Origin of the sequence: Enterococcus mediterraneensis, assembly GCF_900604485.1 — a bacterium.
Lineage (GTDB): Bacteria > Bacillota > Bacilli > Lactobacillales > Enterococcaceae > Enterococcus_C > Enterococcus_C mediterraneensis.
In genome coordinates this window covers 2227307-2246410 of record NZ_UWOP01000001.1, presented here as the reverse complement: position 1 = coordinate 2246410, position 19104 = coordinate 2227307, and the positions used below count along the sequence as shown (strand labels likewise).

Annotated in this window: 19 protein-coding genes; 3 read left to right on the top strand and 16 right to left on the bottom strand. The window is 39.6% G+C overall.

The annotated features are described in order from the left end of the window. Nucleotides 1–13 precede the first annotated feature (13 nt). The 5 genes from fabG to fabT form a co-directional block, all read right to left on the bottom strand. The gene (gene fabG, locus EFB00_RS11110) at nucleotides 14–751 is read right to left on the bottom strand and encodes a 3-oxoacyl-[acyl-carrier-protein] reductase (RefSeq protein ID WP_122646858.1); all 738 of its coding nucleotides are present in this window, start codon (nucleotides 749–751) and stop codon (nucleotides 14–16) included. 9 nt (nucleotides 752–760) lie between these two features. Further along, nucleotides 761–1684 carry an ACP S-malonyltransferase gene (fabD, locus tag EFB00_RS11105; RefSeq protein WP_122646857.1) on the bottom strand — a complete coding sequence of 308 codons (924 nt, stop codon included), beginning with the start codon at nucleotides 1682–1684 and terminating at the stop codon, nucleotides 761–763. Nucleotides 1685–1940: 256 nt separating this feature from the next. Further along, nucleotides 1941–2165, bottom strand: a complete 225-nt coding sequence (locus tag EFB00_RS11100; RefSeq protein ID WP_122646856.1) for an acyl carrier protein — start codon at nucleotides 2163–2165, stop codon at nucleotides 1941–1943. A 50-nt stretch (nucleotides 2166–2215) separates the two neighbouring features. Then, nucleotides 2216–3175 carry a beta-ketoacyl-ACP synthase III gene (locus EFB00_RS11095; protein ID WP_122647094.1) on the bottom strand — a complete coding sequence of 320 codons (960 nt, stop codon included), beginning with the start codon at nucleotides 3173–3175 and terminating at the stop codon, nucleotides 2216–2218. Nucleotides 3176–3180: 5 nt separating this feature from the next. Further along, nucleotides 3181–3621, bottom strand: a complete 441-nt coding sequence (gene fabT / locus EFB00_RS11090; RefSeq protein ID WP_122646855.1) for a fatty acid biosynthesis transcriptional regulator FabT — start codon at nucleotides 3619–3621, stop codon at nucleotides 3181–3183. Between the two features lie 268 nt (nucleotides 3622–3889). Here fabT and EFB00_RS11085 point away from each other — a divergent pair, with 268 nt between their 5' ends. Next, nucleotides 3890–4813, top strand: a complete 924-nt coding sequence (locus EFB00_RS11085) for a GIY-YIG nuclease family protein (RefSeq protein WP_164709470.1) — start codon at nucleotides 3890–3892, stop codon at nucleotides 4811–4813. 106 nt (nucleotides 4814–4919) lie between these two features. On the opposite strand, the gene EFB00_RS11080 is transcribed toward EFB00_RS11085, so the two are convergent. The 7 genes from EFB00_RS11080 to EFB00_RS11050 form a co-directional block, all read right to left on the bottom strand. Next, nucleotides 4920–5150 carry a YkuJ family protein gene (locus EFB00_RS11080; protein WP_048603052.1) on the bottom strand — a complete coding sequence of 77 codons (231 nt, stop codon included), beginning with the start codon at nucleotides 5148–5150 and terminating at the stop codon, nucleotides 4920–4922. Nucleotides 5151–5247: 97 nt separating this feature from the next. Next, nucleotides 5248–6111: an NAD(P)-dependent oxidoreductase gene (locus EFB00_RS11075; RefSeq protein ID WP_122646853.1), complete on the bottom strand. Its 864-nt coding sequence runs from the start codon at nucleotides 6109–6111 to the stop codon at nucleotides 5248–5250. 76 nt (nucleotides 6112–6187) lie between these two features. Further along, complete coding sequence (locus EFB00_RS11070) at nucleotides 6188–7420, bottom strand: glycosyltransferase family 4 protein (protein ID WP_122646852.1); 1233 nt, start codon at nucleotides 7418–7420, stop codon at nucleotides 6188–6190. 15 nt (nucleotides 7421–7435) lie between these two features. After that, entirely contained in the window at nucleotides 7436–8455 is a 1020-nt protein-coding gene (locus EFB00_RS11065) for an LTA glycolipid anchor biosynthesis glycosyltransferase, IagA/BgsA family (RefSeq protein ID WP_122646851.1), read from the bottom strand. A 173-nt stretch (nucleotides 8456–8628) separates the two neighbouring features. Next, entirely contained in the window at nucleotides 8629–10356 is a 1728-nt protein-coding gene (gene ptsP, locus EFB00_RS11060; protein ID WP_122646850.1) for a phosphoenolpyruvate--protein phosphotransferase, read from the bottom strand. Beyond that, entirely contained in the window at nucleotides 10356–10622 is a 267-nt protein-coding gene (locus EFB00_RS11055) for a phosphocarrier protein HPr (RefSeq protein WP_122646849.1), read from the bottom strand. The genes ptsP and EFB00_RS11055 overlap by 1 nt, the downstream gene beginning before the upstream one ends. Before the next feature lie 150 nt (nucleotides 10623–10772). After that, nucleotides 10773–10976, bottom strand: a complete 204-nt coding sequence (locus EFB00_RS11050; RefSeq protein WP_122646848.1) for a hypothetical protein — start codon at nucleotides 10974–10976, stop codon at nucleotides 10773–10775. A gap of 285 nt (nucleotides 10977–11261) precedes the next feature. Here EFB00_RS11050 and EFB00_RS11045 point away from each other — a divergent pair, with 285 nt between their 5' ends. Further along, nucleotides 11262–13505 (top strand): ATP-dependent Clp protease ATP-binding subunit, encoded by a 2244-nt coding sequence (locus tag EFB00_RS11045; RefSeq protein ID WP_206423504.1) that lies wholly within the window; start codon nucleotides 11262–11264, stop codon nucleotides 13503–13505. A 216-nt stretch (nucleotides 13506–13721) separates the two neighbouring features. Then, a complete protein-coding gene (locus EFB00_RS11040) occupies nucleotides 13722–14039 on the top strand; it encodes a DUF1827 family protein (RefSeq protein ID WP_122646846.1) in 318 nt (105 codons plus the stop codon). Nucleotides 14040–14220: 181 nt separating this feature from the next. Here the strand turns inward: EFB00_RS11040 and EFB00_RS11035 are convergent, their stop codons facing one another. The 4 genes from EFB00_RS11035 to EFB00_RS11015 form a co-directional block, all read right to left on the bottom strand. After that, a complete protein-coding gene (locus EFB00_RS11035; protein WP_122646845.1) occupies nucleotides 14221–15324 on the bottom strand; it encodes an alpha-hydroxy-acid oxidizing protein in 1104 nt (367 codons plus the stop codon). Nucleotides 15325–15987: 663 nt separating this feature from the next. Continuing rightward, nucleotides 15988–16164, bottom strand: coding sequence for a hypothetical protein (locus tag EFB00_RS13490; RefSeq protein WP_164709469.1), 177 nt, complete (start codon nucleotides 16162–16164; stop codon nucleotides 15988–15990). A 698-nt stretch (nucleotides 16165–16862) separates the two neighbouring features. Next, nucleotides 16863–17168, bottom strand: coding sequence for a bacteriocin immunity family protein (locus EFB00_RS11020; protein WP_122646842.1), 306 nt, complete (start codon nucleotides 17166–17168; stop codon nucleotides 16863–16865). A 313-nt stretch (nucleotides 17169–17481) separates the two neighbouring features. Next, a complete protein-coding gene (locus tag EFB00_RS11015) occupies nucleotides 17482–19059 on the bottom strand; it encodes a peptide chain release factor 3 (RefSeq protein ID WP_122646841.1) in 1578 nt (525 codons plus the stop codon). Nucleotides 19060–19104: the final 45 nt, after the last annotated feature.

Genomic DNA, 19104 nt, shown 5'->3' with positions numbered 1-19104 from the left:
CATTTTCCTCCTATTAACCGTGCATGACCAATCCGCCATCCACGTTAATGACTTGACCTGTGATATAAGGGCTCTTTGCTAAAAATACGGCAGTATTAGCAACATCATTGGTTGTGCCGAATTGTTGCAAAGGAATATTTTGTGTGACTTGTTCTTTTACTTTATCAGAAAGTGTTTCTGTCATATCAGTAGCAATAAAACCTGGAGCGATCGCGTTGCAGGTGATCCCTCTTGCCGCAAGCTCTCGTGCGACAGATTTTGTGAATCCAATGACACCGGCTTTACTTGCTGAATAATTTGATTGACCGATATTACCGATCAACCCGGAAACAGAAGTCAGATTGATGATGCGGCCTTCACGAGCTTTCAACATTTTTTTCGTGATATGCTGTGTCATATTGAAGGTTCCTGTCAGATTGATTTTCAAGACTTTATCAAAATCTTCTGCAGACATCCTCATCAATAATTTATCGTTGGTGATACCAGCATTGTTGACCAAGATATTGATTGGGCCCAAATCTTTTTCTGCACTGGCGATCATCTCACCAGCAATCTCAAAATCAGAAATATCGCCGGAAACACCGATACATTTCACATGATGTTGTTGGATCTTTTGGATCAATTCTTGAGAGATCTCGCCGCGGCCGTTTAAAATGATATTCGCGCCTTCTTTAGCGAATGCTTCAGCGATCGCTAAACCGATTCCTCGTGTGCTGCCTGTTACAAAAACATTTTTTCCTTGAAGTTCCATCGCTTCCTCCTATGACCACTGAGCGATCGTCGATGCCAATGTTTCCGCATCTTCTACCCGCAGCGTGTCAATTGTTCGATCTATTTTTTTGATAAAACCGGTAAGGACTTTTCCAGGTCCGATTTCTACGGTTCGAGTGATTCCTAATTCTTTGAACGTCGCGATACTTTCATAAAAACGTACAGGCGACATTACTTGTTTTTCTAATATATGTTTGATCTCATCTTCAGAAATGACCTTTGCTGTCATGGTACTGACAACAGGGACCGCCATTTTTGAAAAATCAACTTCTTTCAATGTCTCTCTCAGTTTTTCTGCAGCAGGCTGTAAGAGCGGTGTATGGAACGGTCCGCTGACATTTAGCGGGATCATCCGCTTAGCTCCTGCTTCTTTTAAATATTCTAAAGCAGCATCCACCGCAGCGACTTCTCCGCCGATGACGATTTGTTGCGGCGTATTGTAATTGGCTGGAGCCACGATTCCCAATGTTAAAGCTTTGCGGCAACACTCTTCGATGGTTTCAATAGGGGTATTCATGACAGCGACCATTTTGCCGGTTCCTTGCGGTGCCGCTTGAGTCATATAGGCTCCGCGCTTTGCAACCAGTGCGACTGCTGTTTGAAAATCGATCGCTCCACTGGCAACCAATGCCGAATATTCTCCCAAGCTCAACCCCGCCAGAGCATCTGCTTGAAATCCTTTTTCTGCCAGTACTCGCCAAAATGCAATACTAACAGTCAATATCGCTGGTTGTGTATATTCAGTTTGATTCAGCTGATCATTTTCTGTAAAACATAAATCAGCCATGTCATAGCCTAAAACTTCACTTGCTTGAGCAAACGTTTGACGAACGATAGGTTCTTGTTCATACAGCTCTTTTCCCATGCCGGGATATTGAGCACCTTGTCCGCTAAATATAAAAGCTGTTTTCATGCATTTCTCCTTTAACTTGGCGTGCTATTTAAGGAATCAACAATTGCTTTGATTTCCTTATAATAGAAAGAAAACATTCTTTCCATTATAAGAAAAGGGAATGTGACACCACCCAACACTAGCAAAAATACCCAAACTATATAAATTCCGGACACAAATTGCTTTGTGATGGATAAGCTGCTGCATAGCAAGAGCTTTATATAATTCAGGTAACTGTCGCTTGATAGACGTTCGTCACAGTCCCTCGACCTGTTAATTAGGCTTGTTGTTTTTCAACGTATTTAACTAGATCTTCAACTGTTTTGATTCCTTCTTCAACTTCGATCTTCACATCGAACTCATCTTCGATCTCATTGATGATTTGGAATAAATCCAAGCTGTCTGCTTCTAGATCTTCTTGGATGTTTGTATTTAATTGAATTTCTGAAGTTTCTTTACCTAACTCTTCTGCTACGATTTCTTGAATTTTTTCGAATACCATGTTTATAGTCCTCCAATAATTTTATGATTGATTTTATTTGTGAACAGGGATTAAATATTCAGCAGGATCGAACCGTAAGTAAGTCCTCCGCCAAAACCTGAAAACACCAACTTTTGTTTGCTTCCCAAAACGATCCTGCCATCTGTGACAGCTTCGTCCAAGAGAATTGGGATACTTGCTGCAGAAGTATTGCCATACTTCGCCATATTTTGCAGAAATTTTTCTCGCGGTTGTTTTAATTTTTTCGCTACTTTATCAAGTATCCGCGCATTTGCCTGATGCAGTATGAAGTAATCTACTTGATCATCGGCAATCACTTCTGAGATTTGCGAAACCACCGTGCGGGTCGCAAAATCAAAGATATCTCGTCCCAGCATCGCTAAGTAAGGAGATTGTTTTGTCCCTTGCGCATATGGACTTTCATTTGTCACAAATCCCGATGTCAAAGACTGAGCTTTTTTTCCGTCGGCTTGCAGTAGTTCTCTTATGATCATCGGTTCATCATCAGCCTCGATCAACACCCCGGCTGCTCCGTCGCCAAACAAAACGGCTGTCGAGCGGTCTTGCCAATCTAAAACTTTCGATAATACTTCTCCACCGATCACCAAGCCTTTTTTCGAACCTGTGCGGATCAGTTTTTCAGCCATCGACAATGCGTAGACAAATCCTGAACAAGCGGCGCTTAAATCAAAGGCAAAGGCATTGTTTGCCTGGATGTTTCCCTGCACTTGGCAGGCAACTGAAGGTGTTACATAATCCGGTGACATAGTCGCTACTAAAATGAAATCCAATTCTTCAGGCTGTAATGAACGTTTTTGTAATAGCTGACGAGCTACCTCAGTACATAGATCCGAGGTGTTTTCAGTAGTTACGACATGTCGTTCCATGATACCTGTACGGGAATAGATCCACTCAGAGGAAGTATCTATGATCTCTGAAAGTTGCTGATTCGTGATAATTTTTTGCGGTACATAGCTCGCTGTTGTAGTAATTCTTCCAAAATATTCCATCATCTTCACTTATATTCCTGTAAAAAGTCATGTAAATTTTTTAAAGCTTTTAAAAGTACAGCTTCTTCATCATCACCCATGTCTTGCAACACGCGTTTGATCATTTGACGATGAAAATATTGATGGACCCGGAAAAGCAATTTTCCTTTTTTGGTCAGTCCTAATTTCACCACACGCCGATCATCCTCGCTGCGTATCCGTTGCACGTAACCCTTCTTTACCAAACGATTGATCGCTGTTGTCAGCGTACCGACAGTAATGGAAAGTTCCTTGGCTACTTCCGAGGTGGTCTTCTTTTTGTACATTCCGATTGCTTCGATGGTATGCATCTCCGTGATCGACAAATCATTGAATTGTGATTTTTTTAATTCTGATTCTTCAATCGTCAAGATATCATTGAAGACACTTACCAGGTAATCATTAACTGTTTCTAAATCTCGTTCCACGGTTTCACCATCCAAAATACTTTGATTATCAAATCATTTGACTATCAAAATATATTATATGTTTTTCAAAATTGCAAGTCCTTTTTCTTATTTTTTTCCTTTTCCACATAATTTATCGTACGAATAACACTTTTTTTAATCTTCTTTTCTTAAAATAATCACTTTATTAAAATAAATTTATTTTGATAATCAAATTAATTATCAAGAAACCATCGTTCGTTCTTTTTCCAACCTTGTTCTTCTTATGATTTTCTGGTATCTTCACACTATGGAATATTTAAAACAAAAAGCCGCTCAGCTCCCACTAACACCGGGAATTTATCTGATGAAAGATCAGCATGGTCAAATCATTTATGTAGGCAAAGCCAAAAATCTGAAAAATCGCGTGCAATCTTATTTTCGTCATAATCCTAATCATTCCAATAAAGTATTGCGAATGATCTTCAATATCGTTGATTTCGAGACCATCGATGTCCAAACTGAATTGGACGCATTATTGTTGGAATGCCAGTATATCCAGCGCTATCATCCCCTTTACAATCGACAAATGAATTACTATCAAAACTACTTGTATGTCGGTATCGTTGCAGATGAGATCGTTCTTTCGCCGGAGTATCGCACAGGATTCTGGGGACCATTTCGCCAGTATAAGTCATTGCCGGATTTAGTGATCTGTTTAAACGATACATTTTTACTGCCTAAGACGAATCATCTGACACGTCTGGCCATTCAACGGCAACTGCCTCAGTTAGAAGATATGGCTATTGATCAGCGTCTAAAATCGATCAAAGGTCTTTTTACCGGTCGATCAACCGATTATTTTCAATTGTTAGAAGCTCGGATCAGACACGCCAGCGAACACCTTAATTTTGAGCTGGCCGGTAAACTGCAAGCAGACTTCCAACACGCCCAACAGCTCTACGATTATATCCTTCGCAGGAAGACCTTTTTGAAACAAAAAGAGCTGATTTTCTCACTGCCGATCACCACAGATGAAAATGATCCGCGAAAAAAATATTATCAAGTCTCCTATGGCCGGATCATTCAGACGAAAGTCGCTGACGAGCAGCCTGATTTCCAGCCACCGAAACAAAAAAACAGCCACTTGGAAAAAGCGGAAGTCGATCCTACTGATATTTTGATCAGTTATTACCGTCGCTTCATCCAACCAGCCAAAAGCAGAAAAGTTTAAAAAAATAACAAAATAAAAACGGGAACTTCCAGGATTCTGCAGGTATACTGCAAAATCTGAAAGTTCCCGTTTCTTTGCGAAGTTGTACATAACCAGCGCCCTTTGGTTATTGAATCAAGTCATAAATCTCCATAGCAACAATATCAATATTATCAAATTGATAGCTTTGATGCGTATCTGCTTCGGTCAATTCAAAGGTTTCTGTCGCCTTATCATAAGTCACCGTACATTTTTCGACGCCTTCTTTTTCAAAACGGCGTACTTGTACTTCATTGTCGGTTGCTTCTGTCATCGCTTCAAGGCGTTTGATGATGGCAACTAATTGTGAACTTTTCATCCGAAAGCCTCCCTTTCTACATTTCTGTTACATTGTATCAAAAGCGTTCTAGGCTTGCATTGTTTTTTGCAAAAAAAACATGTTTTTTTTATATTTTCTAATCGTTCCACCATAGTTTGATCAATGCTTGTGTACCATCATTTTCAAACCCATTTTCCGCCAACTGTTGATAAAGCTCAACTGCCTTCTGGGTACTTGGCAGATTCAGATCCATCTTTTCCGCTTCATCCAAAGCGATTTTCAGATCTTTGATAAAATGTTTGACGAAAAATCCTGGTGTATAATCTTGCTTCAAGATTCGCGGACCATAATTTAACATCGACCAGTTGGCTGCACTGCCGCCAGCTAATGTATCGATTACTTTAGGAAGATCTAGTCCAGCTTTTTTCGCGTAAACCAGCATTTCCGTCATACCTGTCATGGTGCCGGCAATCATGATTTGGTTTGCCATTTTCGTATGTTGCCCTTTACCGGCGCCTCCATGAAGCGTATAGGTTTTACCGATCACTTGAAAGACAGGCAGAACTTTTTCAAAGGTTTCGCTTTTCCCGCCAGCCATGATCGTCAACGTCGCATTCTTAGCGCCAAGATCTCCGCCGGAAACCGGTGCATCCAGACTTTCCGCACCTTTTTCTTCAGCTGTTTTTGCGATTTCTTCTGCCAATGTTGGTGTACTTGTCGTCAAGTCGACTAAAATTTTGCTTTTCACATCTGCTTGAAAAATCCCATGATCTCCGTAATAGATCTCTTTCACATCTTGCGGATATCCTACCATGGAAAAGATCAATTCGCTGTCTGATGCGATTTCTTTTGGTGTGTCTTTCCAGATAGCGCCACGGGCTACCAAATCGTCTGTCTTGCTTTTTGTACGATTATACACAAATAGTTCATGACCGGCAGCCATTAGATGTTCTACGATAGCATGTCCCATTACACCGGTTCCGATAAATCCAATTTTCAAAATAATTCCTCCAAACTAAAAAAATTCACACTCTTAGTATACGCTAAAAGTGTGAACTTGTATCGCAAGTTGTTCATTACATCGAGGTTTTTTTGAAAGAACGCAGCTTCACTTTGATCTTTTTCATGGATGGTTCGGTGTCCTTTTCCAGCTCAAGAGAACTGTAATAAGCCAGCATATCGTTATAGAAATCCAGCATCGATTCACCAAAATGTGTCGCAGAGATCTCATAGAGTTTCGTTTCCAAAACATGTTCATTTTTAGGGATTTGCTGTTGGATATATGCCACCAAAGCCTCCGCGAATTGTTCTTCAAATTCAAAGGTTGTCCCTAATGAAGGATCATCGATCAAATTGTCTAAATAATCGCTGCTTTCCACTACTAAAGGTGTACCTGCTGCCATCGCTTCTGTGTACGTCAATCCTTGTGTCTCTGAGGTCGATGCGCTGACGAAATAATCTGCCGCATGATAATAGAAAGCAACTTCGTCATTTGGGACCTCTCCGGTAAACTGTACATAATCGGTCAGTTCTAATTCATCTACTAGTTCTTTTAATGTGTCCAGATACGGTCCTTTGCCCACCACAACTAAACGAGCCTGAGGCAATCGCGTGATAACATCAGAAAAGCCATGAATGATTGCCTGAATATTTTTTTCGTATGAAATACGGCTTAGCGATAAAATCATTAATTGATCTTCAGAAATGTTCAAATTTGCGCGAACAGCTTGACGTGTCTCTTCGGTGATATCCGGACGCTCGAATTTTTCGATCTCGATCCCGGTAGGAATGATCCGCATTGGCGATGTGACACCATAAGAACGCAATGTATCGATCACTCGTTCACTAGGACAAACGACTCCCGTTGTGTGATTGGCAAACAATCGGGAAAAATATTTTACATGAGACGGCCGCAAGACCTTCCCTTTTGCTACATAATGTAAATAATCTTCATACATGGTGTGATAAGTATGGATGACTGGAACTTTCAATTTCTTCCCTACAAGTTTGCCCAGCAATCCCGCACCAAATTCTGTGTGGGTGTGGATCAAATCCAGTTCTAATTCTTTGGCAATACGATACGCATACCACATTCCCCGAACCACTAGACGACGATCTTTGAACGACATGAAGGGAACACTCGGCATACGAATGATATCTTTTTCCATCGCTTTCGCATTGGGGTCTGTTGTAGTAAAAATATAGACTTCATGACCTTTATTCTCCAACTCATGTTTGAGCGTTTTAATGGATGTTGCTACTCCGCTTACCTGGGGAAAATAGGTATCTGTAAAAAATCCGATTTTCACGTTTCTTCCTCCAAACTACATTACTTTTTCCTCATTCAGGACATGTTCATAAACCACTTTTAATTCTTCACCAATTCTGCGAATGCTTTTACTTTTAGCAGTCTCATAGCCAGCGAGCGAAAAATCCGGTAGTTTTTCTTCCATGATATCGGAAATCTTTTGCGCGAATCCTTGATTATCATTCGCCATATAACTATTTTGCTGATTTTCCAGCCAACCATTATAAACAGGAATATCTCGTACTAAAACTTTCTGTTTGCTGGCCAGAGCTTCTAAAACGACGATCCCTTCAGTTTCTTCATAAGAAGGAAAGAAGAACAGATCTGCTCCGGAAAAGGCACCTTGGATGATCTCGCCTTGGATATAGCCAGGAAAAATAACATTCTCAGGATGTTCTTCTTTTACCAGATCACGGATATTTTTAGGGATGGTATACATTGGTGTATGACCAAACCAGATAAATGTATATTGCGGAAACTGCTTCGCTATTTCTACAAAATCAATGATTCCTTTCCGCTCAAAAAACAATCCCACAGAAATGATCACCTTTTGTTCAGGAGCTAAATTGAAATACTCCCGAAATTTTTGTTCTTTTGCAGGATCAGGAGCAAATTTTTCTAAGTCGATCCCGTTAGAAATAGCAGTAATCGGTACTGTCAGACCATAGCTTTCCAATAATTCTTTCGAATAAGGAGTCGGTGTGATCAATTGATCAGCTTTTGAATATAAACTGACCAAATACTTTTTATATATCGGCGATAGCTGATTTGAACCAATAAAGGAATTGCGGAAATCTTCTTCTGTCGAATGTGCATGATAAATCACTTTTTTCCCTGCACGTCGCGCTTTGTTTACCATGTTATGACTATTTATCCCATAGGTGTTGATATGCAAGATATCGTAATCCTCATCATGAGGGTCACAAGTATAGTCGACGCCGACTTCGCTCAATGCTCTTTTTTGGTGGGATAATGCTCGGCCAATCCCAGATTTTTCAAGCATTTTTTCTCCTTCGAAATAAAGTAAGACCTTCAAAGAGAATACCCTCCTTTTTGTATGTTACAAACATTATAGCACAGCTCTTCTAAAATTCTCTCCACCTACAGACCTAGATTTAAAAACTATTAAACAAGAAAACGGCTGTAATTAAAAAAAGATGGAAGAACAGCTGATATTCAGCTATCCATCCATCTTTTTTAAAAGTATCGTTATTTTACGTATTGTTCTACTAATTCAACAACTTCTTCTAACGTGTCGCATTCTTTCAATGCGCGGTCAGCAAGTTCTTGCATATCAGTAGTAGACAAGCGTTTCATCAAGCTGCGAGTCTTCAATACAGAAGTCGCGCTCATTGAGAACTCATCCAAGCCCATACCCATCAACAATGGTACAGCTGTTTGATCTCCCGCCATTTCTCCACACATACCAGCCCATTTACCTTCTGCGTGTGCAGCATCGATCACGTTTTTGATCAAGCGCAAGATAGAAGGATTGTATGGTTGATACAAGTAAGAAACGCGTTCGTTCATACGGTCAGCAGCCATTGTGTATTGGATCAAGTCATTTGTTCCGATACTGAAGAAGTCAACTTCTTTCGCGAATTTATCTGCTAAAACAGCAGCTGCTGGAATTTCGATCATGATCCCTACTTGGATCGAATCAGAGATCGCAACGCCTTCGCTGATCAGTTTTTGACGTTCTTCTTCGTAAATTTTCTTAGCTGCACGGAATTCTTTCAATGTAGCTACCATTGGGAACATGATACGCAAGTTGCCGTGAGCAGAAGCCCGCAGCAATGCCCGCATTTGAGTACGGAACATGTCATCGCCTAATTCAGACAAGCTGATACGCAATGCACGGTAACCCAAGAACGGATTCATTTCATGAGGCAGTTGCAAGTAAGGAAGTTCTTTGTCGCCCCCGATATCCATCGTACGAACAACAACAGGTTTGTCTCCCATACCTTCTAAAACAGCTTTGTAAGCCGTATATTGATCTTCTTCAGTTGGAAAATCAGATGAATCCATGTATAAGAATTCTGTACGGTACAAACCGATCGCTTCAGCGCCGTTATTGTGTACGCCATCTAAATCTTTTGGCGTACCGATATTAGCAGCTAATTCGAAATGTTTGCCGTCAGCTGTAACTGTTTCTGCATTTTTTAATTTTTCCCATTCTGCTTTTTGAGCAGCATAGTCTTCTCCAGCTTTGATAAATTCAGCTTTTTGTTCTTCGTTAGGGTCGATGATCACGTCCCCTGCGATCCCATTGACAGCTAAAATATCGCCGGCCTTAACTTTAGCAGTGATTTCTTTTGTTCCCACGATTGCAGGAATTTCTAAAGAACGTGCCATGATGGCAGAGTGTGAAGTACGTCCGCCGATATCAGTTACGAATGCTTTAACAAAATTGCGGTCTAATTGCGCCGTATCACTTGGAGTCAAGTCATGGGCAACCACAACAACTTCTTCGTTGATCATGGATGGATTTGGTAAAGTAACCCCTAACAAATGTGCCATGATACGTTTTGCAACGTCACGAATGTCAGCTGCGCGTTCTTGCATATAAGCATTGTCATCCATCGCTTCGAACATACCGATATACATGTCAGTAACTTCTTTCAATGCTGATTCAGCATTGACTTTGTTATCTTTCACGTTTTGCTTGATTTGACCAATCATTTCTGGGTCGCTAAGAACCATTAAATGAGCGTCAAATACTTGCGCTTCTTCTTCACCGAGGCTTTGCGCTGCTTTTTCCCGAATTTGAGTCAATTCATCGGTAGACTTTGCCAAAGCTTCGTCTAAACGTTTTTCTTCTGAATCTGTATCTTCCACAGTTTTTTTGCTGAAAGATAAATCCGGTTGAACTAGCAGGTAAGCTTTCGCAACGGCTACTCCGTCACTTGCGGCGATCCCTTTTAGCATTTCAGCCATTATTCAGATAATCCTTCTTTCTTCATTGTATCAACGATTGCTGCCATTGCGTCTGCTTCGTCAGCACCTTCAGCTGTGATTGTAACGTCAGAACCTTGACCAACGCCTAAAGACATAACGCCCATGATTGATTTAAGGTTTACAGATTTGCCTTTGTACTCTAAGTTGATGTCAGAGTTGAATTTGCTTGCTGTTTGTACTAATAAGGTAGCTGGACGTGCGTGAATTCCAGTTTCTGCTACTACGCGAAAGTCTTTCTTTTCCATAATCGATCGTTCTCCTTTATAAAACAAAGTTTTTTTGTTAGGGCTTCTTCTGCTTTTTACAATGTAAAAAAGGCATTTAAAAATCCCTTTCAACTGTAAAGATTACCATTTTTTTATCAATGTTACAACCGTTTTCTACTAATTAATCGTTTATTCAACCGTTGGCGGCTGATTTTTTTGATAGCGATAAATGATTTTTCCGTTTAGACCGGCTTCTCCAACGAAAGCTGTGCGATCTTCGCATTTCAGCCAAGCTTCGCGAAACGTCAAAAAGTCCGCCTGCTCTACTAAAAGTTCAGCAAGCGTTCCGTCACGCAGCTCCCGCAATTTTTCTTCGTAAGGATTTTCAAACATCATTTTCCCTCCTCTGCATTATTAGTATACTTATTTTTTGGCATTCCACAAGAAGGCGAAATCACTGCTTTATGCTTAGTCTAAGCAATAGTGAAAAGAACTTCTGTTCGAGTGTAATTAGTTGCATCTTATCAAAAAGTCAGTATAATAAAATCAAAGGTCAAATTTGGTCAGTTGTTTTACACGACCGATTTGATCTTCTATTGAGTTTATCTTTTTACGAAAGACGCGATACGCGTTAAAATTGATTCATAGGAAAAAAGGATGAAAGGTCGTGACTATTCTATGCTTTGTCAAAACTGTGGCAAGAATGAAGCAACGATTCATTTATACGCAAATGTAAATGGTCAAAGAAAACAACTAGATTATTGTCAAAGTTGTTACCAAAAAATCAAAAATCAAAAAGGAAGTCAACCAAATATGATGCAACAAGATCCTTTTGGTTTTGGAAGCCTTGACGATCTATTCCGACAAATGTCTCGTCAAATGCAACAAGGACCTGCTCCGGAACAAACTCCTCCTACCCAATTCGGCGGCGGAAATAATTTCAACGGCGGACAACCACCCCAAGGAAACCCTAACGCCGGCGGTTTATTGGATGAATACGGGATCAACATCACTGAACAAGCCCGTCAAGGAGATATCGATCCAGTCGTAGGACGTGATGAAGAAATCCAACGTGTCATCGAGATCCTTAATCGCAGAACCAAAAACAATCCTGTATTGATCGGCGAACCCGGTGTCGGTAAAACTGCCGTCGTCGAAGGTTTCGCACAAAAGATTGTAGACGGCGATGTGCCGCAAAAATTGATGGACAAAGAAGTCATCCGTTTAGATGTTGCTTCGCTTGTTCAAGGAACAGGAATCCGCGGACAATTTGAAGAACGGATTCAAAAATTGATTGAAGAAGTCAAACAATCACAAAACGTGATTTTATTTATCGATGAAGTCCATGAAATCGTAGGAGCCGGTTCTGCTGGCGATGGCAACATGGATGCGGGAAATATCTTGAAACCAGCATTAGCTCGCGGTGAATTGCAAATGGTGGGCGCTACTACCCTCAACGAATATCGGATCATTGAAAAAGATGCTGCTTTGGAACGTCGTTTGCAGCCAGTCAGAGTCGATGAACCTTCTGTTGAAGAAACCATCACTATCTTAAAAGGTCTGCAACCTCGTTATGAAGATTACCATCATGTTAAATATACAGATGAAGCTATCGAAGCAGCGGCTGTCTTATCAAACCGCTACATTCAAGATCGTTTCTTACCGGACAAAGCTATCGACTTGCTGGACGAATCCGGTTCTAAGAAAAATTTGACGATCCAAATCGTCGATCCAAAAGTTATCGATAAAAAATTAGCGGATGCTGAAGTACAAAAACAACAAGCTTCTCAAGAAGAAGATTTCGAAAAAGCCGCTTATTATCGTGATCAAATCAATAAACTGCAAAAAATGAAAGAACGCCAAATCAGCGAAGAAGAAATCCCGGTGATCTCTGAAAAAGATATGGAACAAATCGTTGAAGCTCGAACAGGTATTCCAGTTGGCGAACTGAAAGAAAAAGAACAAACACAATTGAAAAACCTAGCTGCCGATTTGAAAGCCCATGTGATTGGCCAAGATGAAGCAATCGACAAAGTAGCTAAAGCGATTCGTCGGAATCGTGTCGGCTTAGGCAAACAAAATCGCCCAATCGGTTCTTTCCTATTTGTCGGTCCTACCGGTGTCGGTAAAACGGAATTAGCTAAACAATTAGCGTATGAAATGTTTGGTTCAGAAGACTCCATGATTCGTTTCGATATGTCTGAGTACATGGAAAAACACAGTGTCTCCAAACTGATCGGTTCTCCTCCAGGTTATGTAGGCTATGAAGAAGCTGGCCAATTAACAGAAAAAGTACGCCGGAATCCTTACAGCTTGATCCTTTTAGACGAAGTTGAAAAAGCGCATCCTGATGTGCTGCACATGTTCTTGCAAATCTTGGATGATGGCCGTTTGACAGATGCTCAAGGTCGAACTGTCAGCTTCAAAGATACTTTGATCATCATGACAAGTAATGCCGGAACTGGGAAAGTCGAAGCGAACGTCGGCTTTGGTGCTGCTCGCGAAGGAATCACTCGTTCTGTTTTAGGTCAGCTGAACAATTACTTCACACCGGAATTCTTGAACCGTTTTGATGGGATCATCGAATTCAAAGCATTATCAAAAGAAAATCTATTGAATATCGTCAACTTGATGTTAGAAGATGTCAATAAAATGCTTAGCGGACAAAATATCCATATTGATGTACCAAAAAATGTACAAGAAAAATTGGTAGATCTAGGGTACAACCCAGCGATGGGTGCTCGTCCATTACGTCGTACGATCCAAGATCAGATCGAAGATGGTATCGCAGAATACTACTTGGATCATCCAAAGATCAAAAATCTAAAAGCAAAATTAGACAAAGACGGCAATATCGAAGTAGTCGCAAAAAATGCGCCTGCTAAACCAAAAGAGTCTGAATCTGGCGAAACAACAGAATAAACCGGTTTTTCAGTTATTGAATCCAGGACAACAGCCCCATCAACGCTGTTGTCCTGGATTTTTTATTCTCTAGATTCCTTGCAGCTAGAGACTCCCTTTACTCATTAACGTTATTTTTTTCTTATAATAGGGGTTATCGCTTTCCAATTCAGCAAAAGAAAATATATAATAGAGTTATTAAAAGTATACCGTGTATACTATGAGGGGTGAAAAAAGATGAAATTGATCAACGTAACCAATAGTCATTCTCGTATGGTCAAAAATCAGCTTGAAAATACAGATGCCGAGCTAGTCAAAGTGTATACAGACGGATCAACGACCGTGGTCTATACTGTTGCTCCATCACATAACGAGATTCTTTTGATTAACAAAAAACGAAACTTACGCTCATCCGAGATCCAAGAAGTAAAAGAATATTTTTTGAAAAAACTCCCTGAAGGCTCCTACTATCCAGACTCCATTACAACGATCGAGCTTCCCGGTTTAGTGGAAATCTCGATCAAAAAGCCAGTTTCTTCCAAAAAAGCGGTATAAATCCAACAGTTGATAAAATAGACAGACCAAAAAATGATGTCAAAAATAAACTATCCGAATGATAGAAAATCACACCTATATTTTACAAGTTTGCGTCGCAATTGTTAACGCAGTGATCCTCAGCTACCATTCGGATAGTTTTTTTATTTTGTTTTTCTTATTCTTGAAATACCTTTAATCTTCAACAATAGTTGTTTTCTCTTAATTTCGTTTTTTTGATATCTTCGACGGTTTGCGCTCCTGCTAACTGCATGACCATTTCCAATTCTCTTTTGAAGAATTCAAATACTTGGATGACCCCAGTTGCTCCTCCCAACGCAAGACCATAAATCGCTGGACGACCGATCGCCACCAGATCTGCTCCTGATGCGATTGCTTTAAAAATATGTTGTCCTCGACGCACACCACTATCAAATACGATAGGCGCCCGTCCGTTGACTGCTTCGGCAACATATTGAAGGGAATCAAAGGATGCTGGACCGCCATCTAATTGCCGCCCTCCATGATTTGAGACCCAGATACCGTTCGCACCAGATCCTAGTGCCCGTTCCACATCTTCTTCTGATTGGACTCCTTTTACATAGACCGGCAACTCTGAATATTTTGCAATAAATTCAACGTCTTTAGGACTTAATTTTTGTTTTGAGGAGCCGTAAACCGCGTCCATGGTTTGCCCGATCCCTGATTGGTAAGCTTGCACGATCGGCATCGCTAATGGGAAAGTAAATCCATTACGGCGATCCGTTTCGCGATTTCCTCCTACTGTTGCATCTGCTGTCAAAACGATCGCTTTGGCACCATTGCGTTTTGCCATATCTAAAATATCACGATTGATTCCATCATCTTTACTCATATAAAATTGGAACCATTGCGGTGCATCTGCTCCGCCGGCTGCGCGTATCTCTTCTAATGTTCGCGAAGCGTAAGAACTGGCGGTATAGATCGTACCAAATGTTGCTACACCCTTTGCGGAAGCTTCTTCTGCCGCTACATTGGCAAGCCCGTGAGCCGCAACCGGTGCCATGATGATAGGAGCCGTCAATTTATCACCGGCAAATTCCGTCGTTGTATCCGGTAATTCAACATCTTTCAACACATGAGGAATGATCAATTTATGATTGAAAGCCCGTTCATTTTCTCGATAAGTAAAAATATCACCGGCACCACTGTTGATATAGCCGTATCCTCCAGTGGGAATCACCGTCTTTGCGGCTTCTTCCAGATCAAAAACATTGATAAAATCAATAGGACCTTCCGCTTTGCTTGCTTCATAGAATTTTTCCATTTGCTGCGCCTACTTTCTTCTAAGATAACGTTTTCATTTTGCTTTACCTTTTAATAGTAACGCTAGAAATTTAAAACAGCAAATGATTTGACTGATAGAAAAGAGTCTCATATTAGAATGAAATTCCTTTGTACCTTCAGTTGCCTTGACTTTGCTATTTATATATATAATCTGCAAAAGTAATGCATAAATAGAAGACTGCCAGTAAAAAGATTTTCTGATATCAGTCCGTTAGCGGCATAAACAAACTTCCTATACTTAGGATGTCAAACAAAACTAGTACTGCAATAGTTGTTTTCGTTGTATTCATTCACTCCTTCCTCTTCGTAAAATTTTTTCAAATCACCTTGCCATCTAATTGAAAACCCACCACGCTGATAGAAAAATAGTTAATGTCATCAAAAGAGAATATAAAAATACTTGATGTCTTTGTTTTTCCTTGTAGGATTTCTGCAAATAATAAAACCAATACAATGCCAAAACTCCGCTATCAAGAAAATTTACGTTTGTATCTGTCAAAAGTCCATAAATTCCGATCAAAACAATCATTAGTACATATAGAAACAATACTTGTTTGTCTCTCTTTGTTTTAAACATTTTGATCACATCCTAAATTAAATCGATAATAGTAAATGTAAAAAACAATTTCTTCATAAAGAACTATCATCTACTTGATTCATCTGCTTTGTCGATTTTGGGTTGTTCAGGATCATTGATCCCATTGAAATTTATATTTATTTCCTCTGTTTTTGATTCTTTTACTCCATTATGAACGGCGGCTTTTATTAAAAAAATAAAGAAAAAAGCAATGATTCGTAATACTTGGCATAAAATATTCAAAAAACTAAACCACTTGCTGTTTCGCTATATATTATTGACCACTCCTCCTTCTAACTTCTTTTAGCCCATCAAACTGTCTTTTTTATACCATTTTCTTATACAACTCTTTCTGTTATGAATATATCACCTAAAAAACTCACTAATACCTTTAGTTTAGAACAATTTTCTTTTCACTAACACTTAGTTTAAAATATACCTTTTTTGAATTCATTTTCATAATTGGCTAAAATTTTTTAGGTTTCATTCTATATGTCGAAAGAAGTTTTCGTTACTTTAACATAAACCACCGATTTTTGAAAAGTAAATTGTTCGCTAAAATAAATATTTCAAATCTAAATTTACTAGTTGACTACTATCTCAAAACGGTTTTTTGTCAGTAGGATACTCAACTTCTTTAAGAACTTTCTTGATTTTCCACCACTGGAAAAATATAGCAAAACACCCGATCATACACAAAGATCCAATAAGAATTTTCTTCTTTAAAAGAATGACTAAACTAAGCAAGAAAAAAACTATCCCCATCAATAAATAATACACAAGATAACGTTGGAATTTTCTCATCATGCTCTCCTTTGAATAATCCTGTTTTTCTTCTCACATTTCGCTTATTTAATTAATACAAACTTTTATACACCCGTCTATTATGTTTTAGTGGTATCCTATCTATTTTTGTATTTTTTACATCACATTACTTGTCTCTAGTGTCCAAACGTAATTGGTGCAGATGCCAAACCGCGTCCTAATTCCTTTTCAAATTTTCCTACTGTCGAAATGTCCATATAAAATTTTGCGACAGGCTTAGACAATTCTCCACGAATAGCTGCGGGTCTCAAATTTTTTTCTAAATTATTCATAACTCTAGGAAAGTAATTATTTTTTTCTAGATTATTTTTCGCTTCTAACAAGATCTTTCGTTCGTTTTCCTTGATTGTTGAATCCAGCACCAAATCATACAGATTCGATAGTATAGTTTCTTTAATTTCTTTTTGACTTGTTTTTTTCATAATGATCTCCTATCTAAATACTTTTCATTAATTATAACGCTAGTTACTATACTTGCAAAACATAGCTATTTTTATCAACAAAATAATAATCATCATTTAGCATATCAAATATAGATAATACACTTACCAAATATTGATAGAGAAATTTCTTTTATTCATAGCTTTTTAAAAATTTTTTACTTTGATGATCAGCTACGCAAAAAAGCCTTTCTACCAGCTCAGGTAAAAAGGACTTTTTACAAATTGTTCTATTAAATTGCGAAAATCTATCGCTTGCGACGTTCAGCATTACAAGATACTGAATATCGCTTTCTTACATCAAACTCTTCAACTTCACATCAGGATATTTATCCGCAAACCAGCGTTCCGCGAATTGGTTTTCAAATAAGAACAATGGTTGGTCGAAACGATCTTTTGCTAAAATATTGCGGCTGGAGCTCATTCGTTCATCCAGATCTTCTGGGTCGATCCAGCGGGCGATTTTGTTCCCCATTGGTGTCATCACTACTTCGGCGTTGTACTCGTTTTTCATCCGGTATTGGAAGACTTCAAATTGCAGTTGTCCTACCGCGCCGATGATGTATTCATCGGTCAAATAAGTTTTATACAATTGGATCGCGCCTTCTTGCACCAACTGATAGATTCCTTTATGGAAGGACTTTTGTTTCATGACGTTTTTCGCAGAGACTTTCATGAACAGTTCCGGCGTGAAGGAAGGCAGTTCTTCATAAGCAACTTTTAATTTGCCTTCATACAATGTATCACCGATCTGATAATTACCGGTATCATATACCCCGATGATGTCGCCGGCTACGGCTTCTTCGATATTTTCACGAGTGTCCGCCATAAATTGCGTAACATTGCTCAGCTTCATTTTCTTGCCTGTCCGTTCCAAAAAGACATCCATGCCTCTTTCAAAAGTTCCTGAACAGATACGGACAAATGCGATCCGATCCCGGTGAGCAGGATTCATATTGGCTTGGATCTTAAAGACGAAGCCGGAAAAATCTGATTCGTAAGGACTGATCTCTTCTTCATCCATCGTTTTATGAGCATAAGGTGCTGGTGCGTATTGTAAAAATGTTTCCAAGAATGTCTGTACACCAAAGTTGGTCAACGCCGAACCGAAGAAGACGGGCGTTTGATTTCCTTTCGCGATTTTTTCTTCATCGAAATCATCGCCGGCTTCTTGCAATAATTCGATTTCTTCTAGTACTTGTTGGTAAACATTGTTTTGCTGCAAAGGATGATCTGCCGGAATCTCTCCGTTTTCATCCAATTCAACAAATCGTTCTTCCGGATTTTCCGGACGATACAATTCAACACGCTGATTGTGGATGTCATAAAGACCTTGCAGACCTTTACCCATACCGATCGGCCAATTCATTGGATAAGATTCGATATTCAATAATTCTTCTAGTTCTTCTAAAAGATCTAACGGTTCGCGACCATCGCGATCCAGTTTATTGATAAAAGTAAAAATCGGGATACCGCGTTTTTTGACGACTTGAAAAAGTTTTTTCGTTTGCGCTTCGATCCCTTTTGCGCTGTCGATGACCATTACGGCACTATCGACGGCCATCAATGTCCGGTAAGTATCTTCAGAGAAATCCTCGTGCCCTGGTGTATCCAAAATATTGATCCGTTTGCCATTATAGTCAAATTGCATCACCGAACTGGTTACCGAGATCCCCCGTTGTTTTTCGATCTCCATCCAGTCGGATTTTGCAAAGTTTCCGGTTTTCTTTCCTTTTACGGTACCGGCTTGGCGGATCGCTCCACCAAATAAAAGCAGTTGTTCAGTAATCGTCGTTTTCCCCGCATCCGGGTGGGAAATGATGGCAAACGTTCGACGACTGTCGACTTGCTCATGTAATTTCGGGTTGTCCATTTCATTCATCCTTTTCATTTTCTTTATCTAGTGTCACCTGTATTT

Bases quoted from the DNA above. Each gene is read 5' to 3' on its own strand.
- fabG (WP_122646858.1), bottom strand. From the start codon at position 751: ATGGAACTTCAAGGAAAAAATGTTTTTGTAACAGGCAGCACACGAGGA.
- fabD (WP_122646857.1), bottom strand. From the start codon at position 1,684: ATGAAAACAGCTTTTATATTTAGCGGACAAGGTGCTCAATATCCCGGC.
- EFB00_RS11100 (WP_122646856.1), bottom strand. From the start codon at position 2,165: ATGGTATTCGAAAAAATTCAAGAAATCGTAGCAGAAGAGTTAGGTAAA.
- EFB00_RS11095 (WP_122647094.1), bottom strand. From the start codon at position 3,175: ATGGAATATTTTGGAAGAATTACTACAACAGCGAGCTATGTACCGCAA.
- EFB00_RS11085 (WP_164709470.1), top strand. From the start codon at position 3,890: ATGGAATATTTAAAACAAAAAGCCGCTCAGCTCCCACTAACACCGGGA.
- EFB00_RS11080 (WP_048603052.1), bottom strand. From the start codon at position 5,150: ATGAAAAGTTCACAATTAGTTGCCATCATCAAACGCCTTGAAGCGATG.
- ptsP (WP_122646850.1), bottom strand. From the start codon at position 10,356: ATGGCTGAAATGCTAAAAGGGATCGCCGCAAGTGACGGAGTAGCCGTT.
- EFB00_RS11055 (WP_122646849.1), bottom strand. From the start codon at position 10,622: ATGGAAAAGAAAGACTTTCGCGTAGTAGCAGAAACTGGAATTCACGCA.
- EFB00_RS11050 (WP_122646848.1), bottom strand. From the start codon at position 10,976: ATGTTTGAAAATCCTTACGAAGAAAAATTGCGGGAGCTGCGTGACGGA.
- EFB00_RS11045 (WP_206423504.1), top strand. From the start codon at position 11,262: ATGCTTTGTCAAAACTGTGGCAAGAATGAAGCAACGATTCATTTATAC.
- EFB00_RS11040 (WP_122646846.1), top strand. From the start codon at position 13,722: ATGAAATTGATCAACGTAACCAATAGTCATTCTCGTATGGTCAAAAAT.
- EFB00_RS11035 (WP_122646845.1), bottom strand. From the start codon at position 15,324: ATGGAAAAATTCTATGAAGCAAGCAAAGCGGAAGGTCCTATTGATTTT.
- EFB00_RS11020 (WP_122646842.1), bottom strand. From the start codon at position 17,168: ATGAAAAAAACAAGTCAAAAAGAAATTAAAGAAACTATACTATCGAAT.
- EFB00_RS11015 (WP_122646841.1), bottom strand. From the start codon at position 19,059: ATGGACAACCCGAAATTACATGAGCAAGTCGACAGTCGTCGAACGTTT.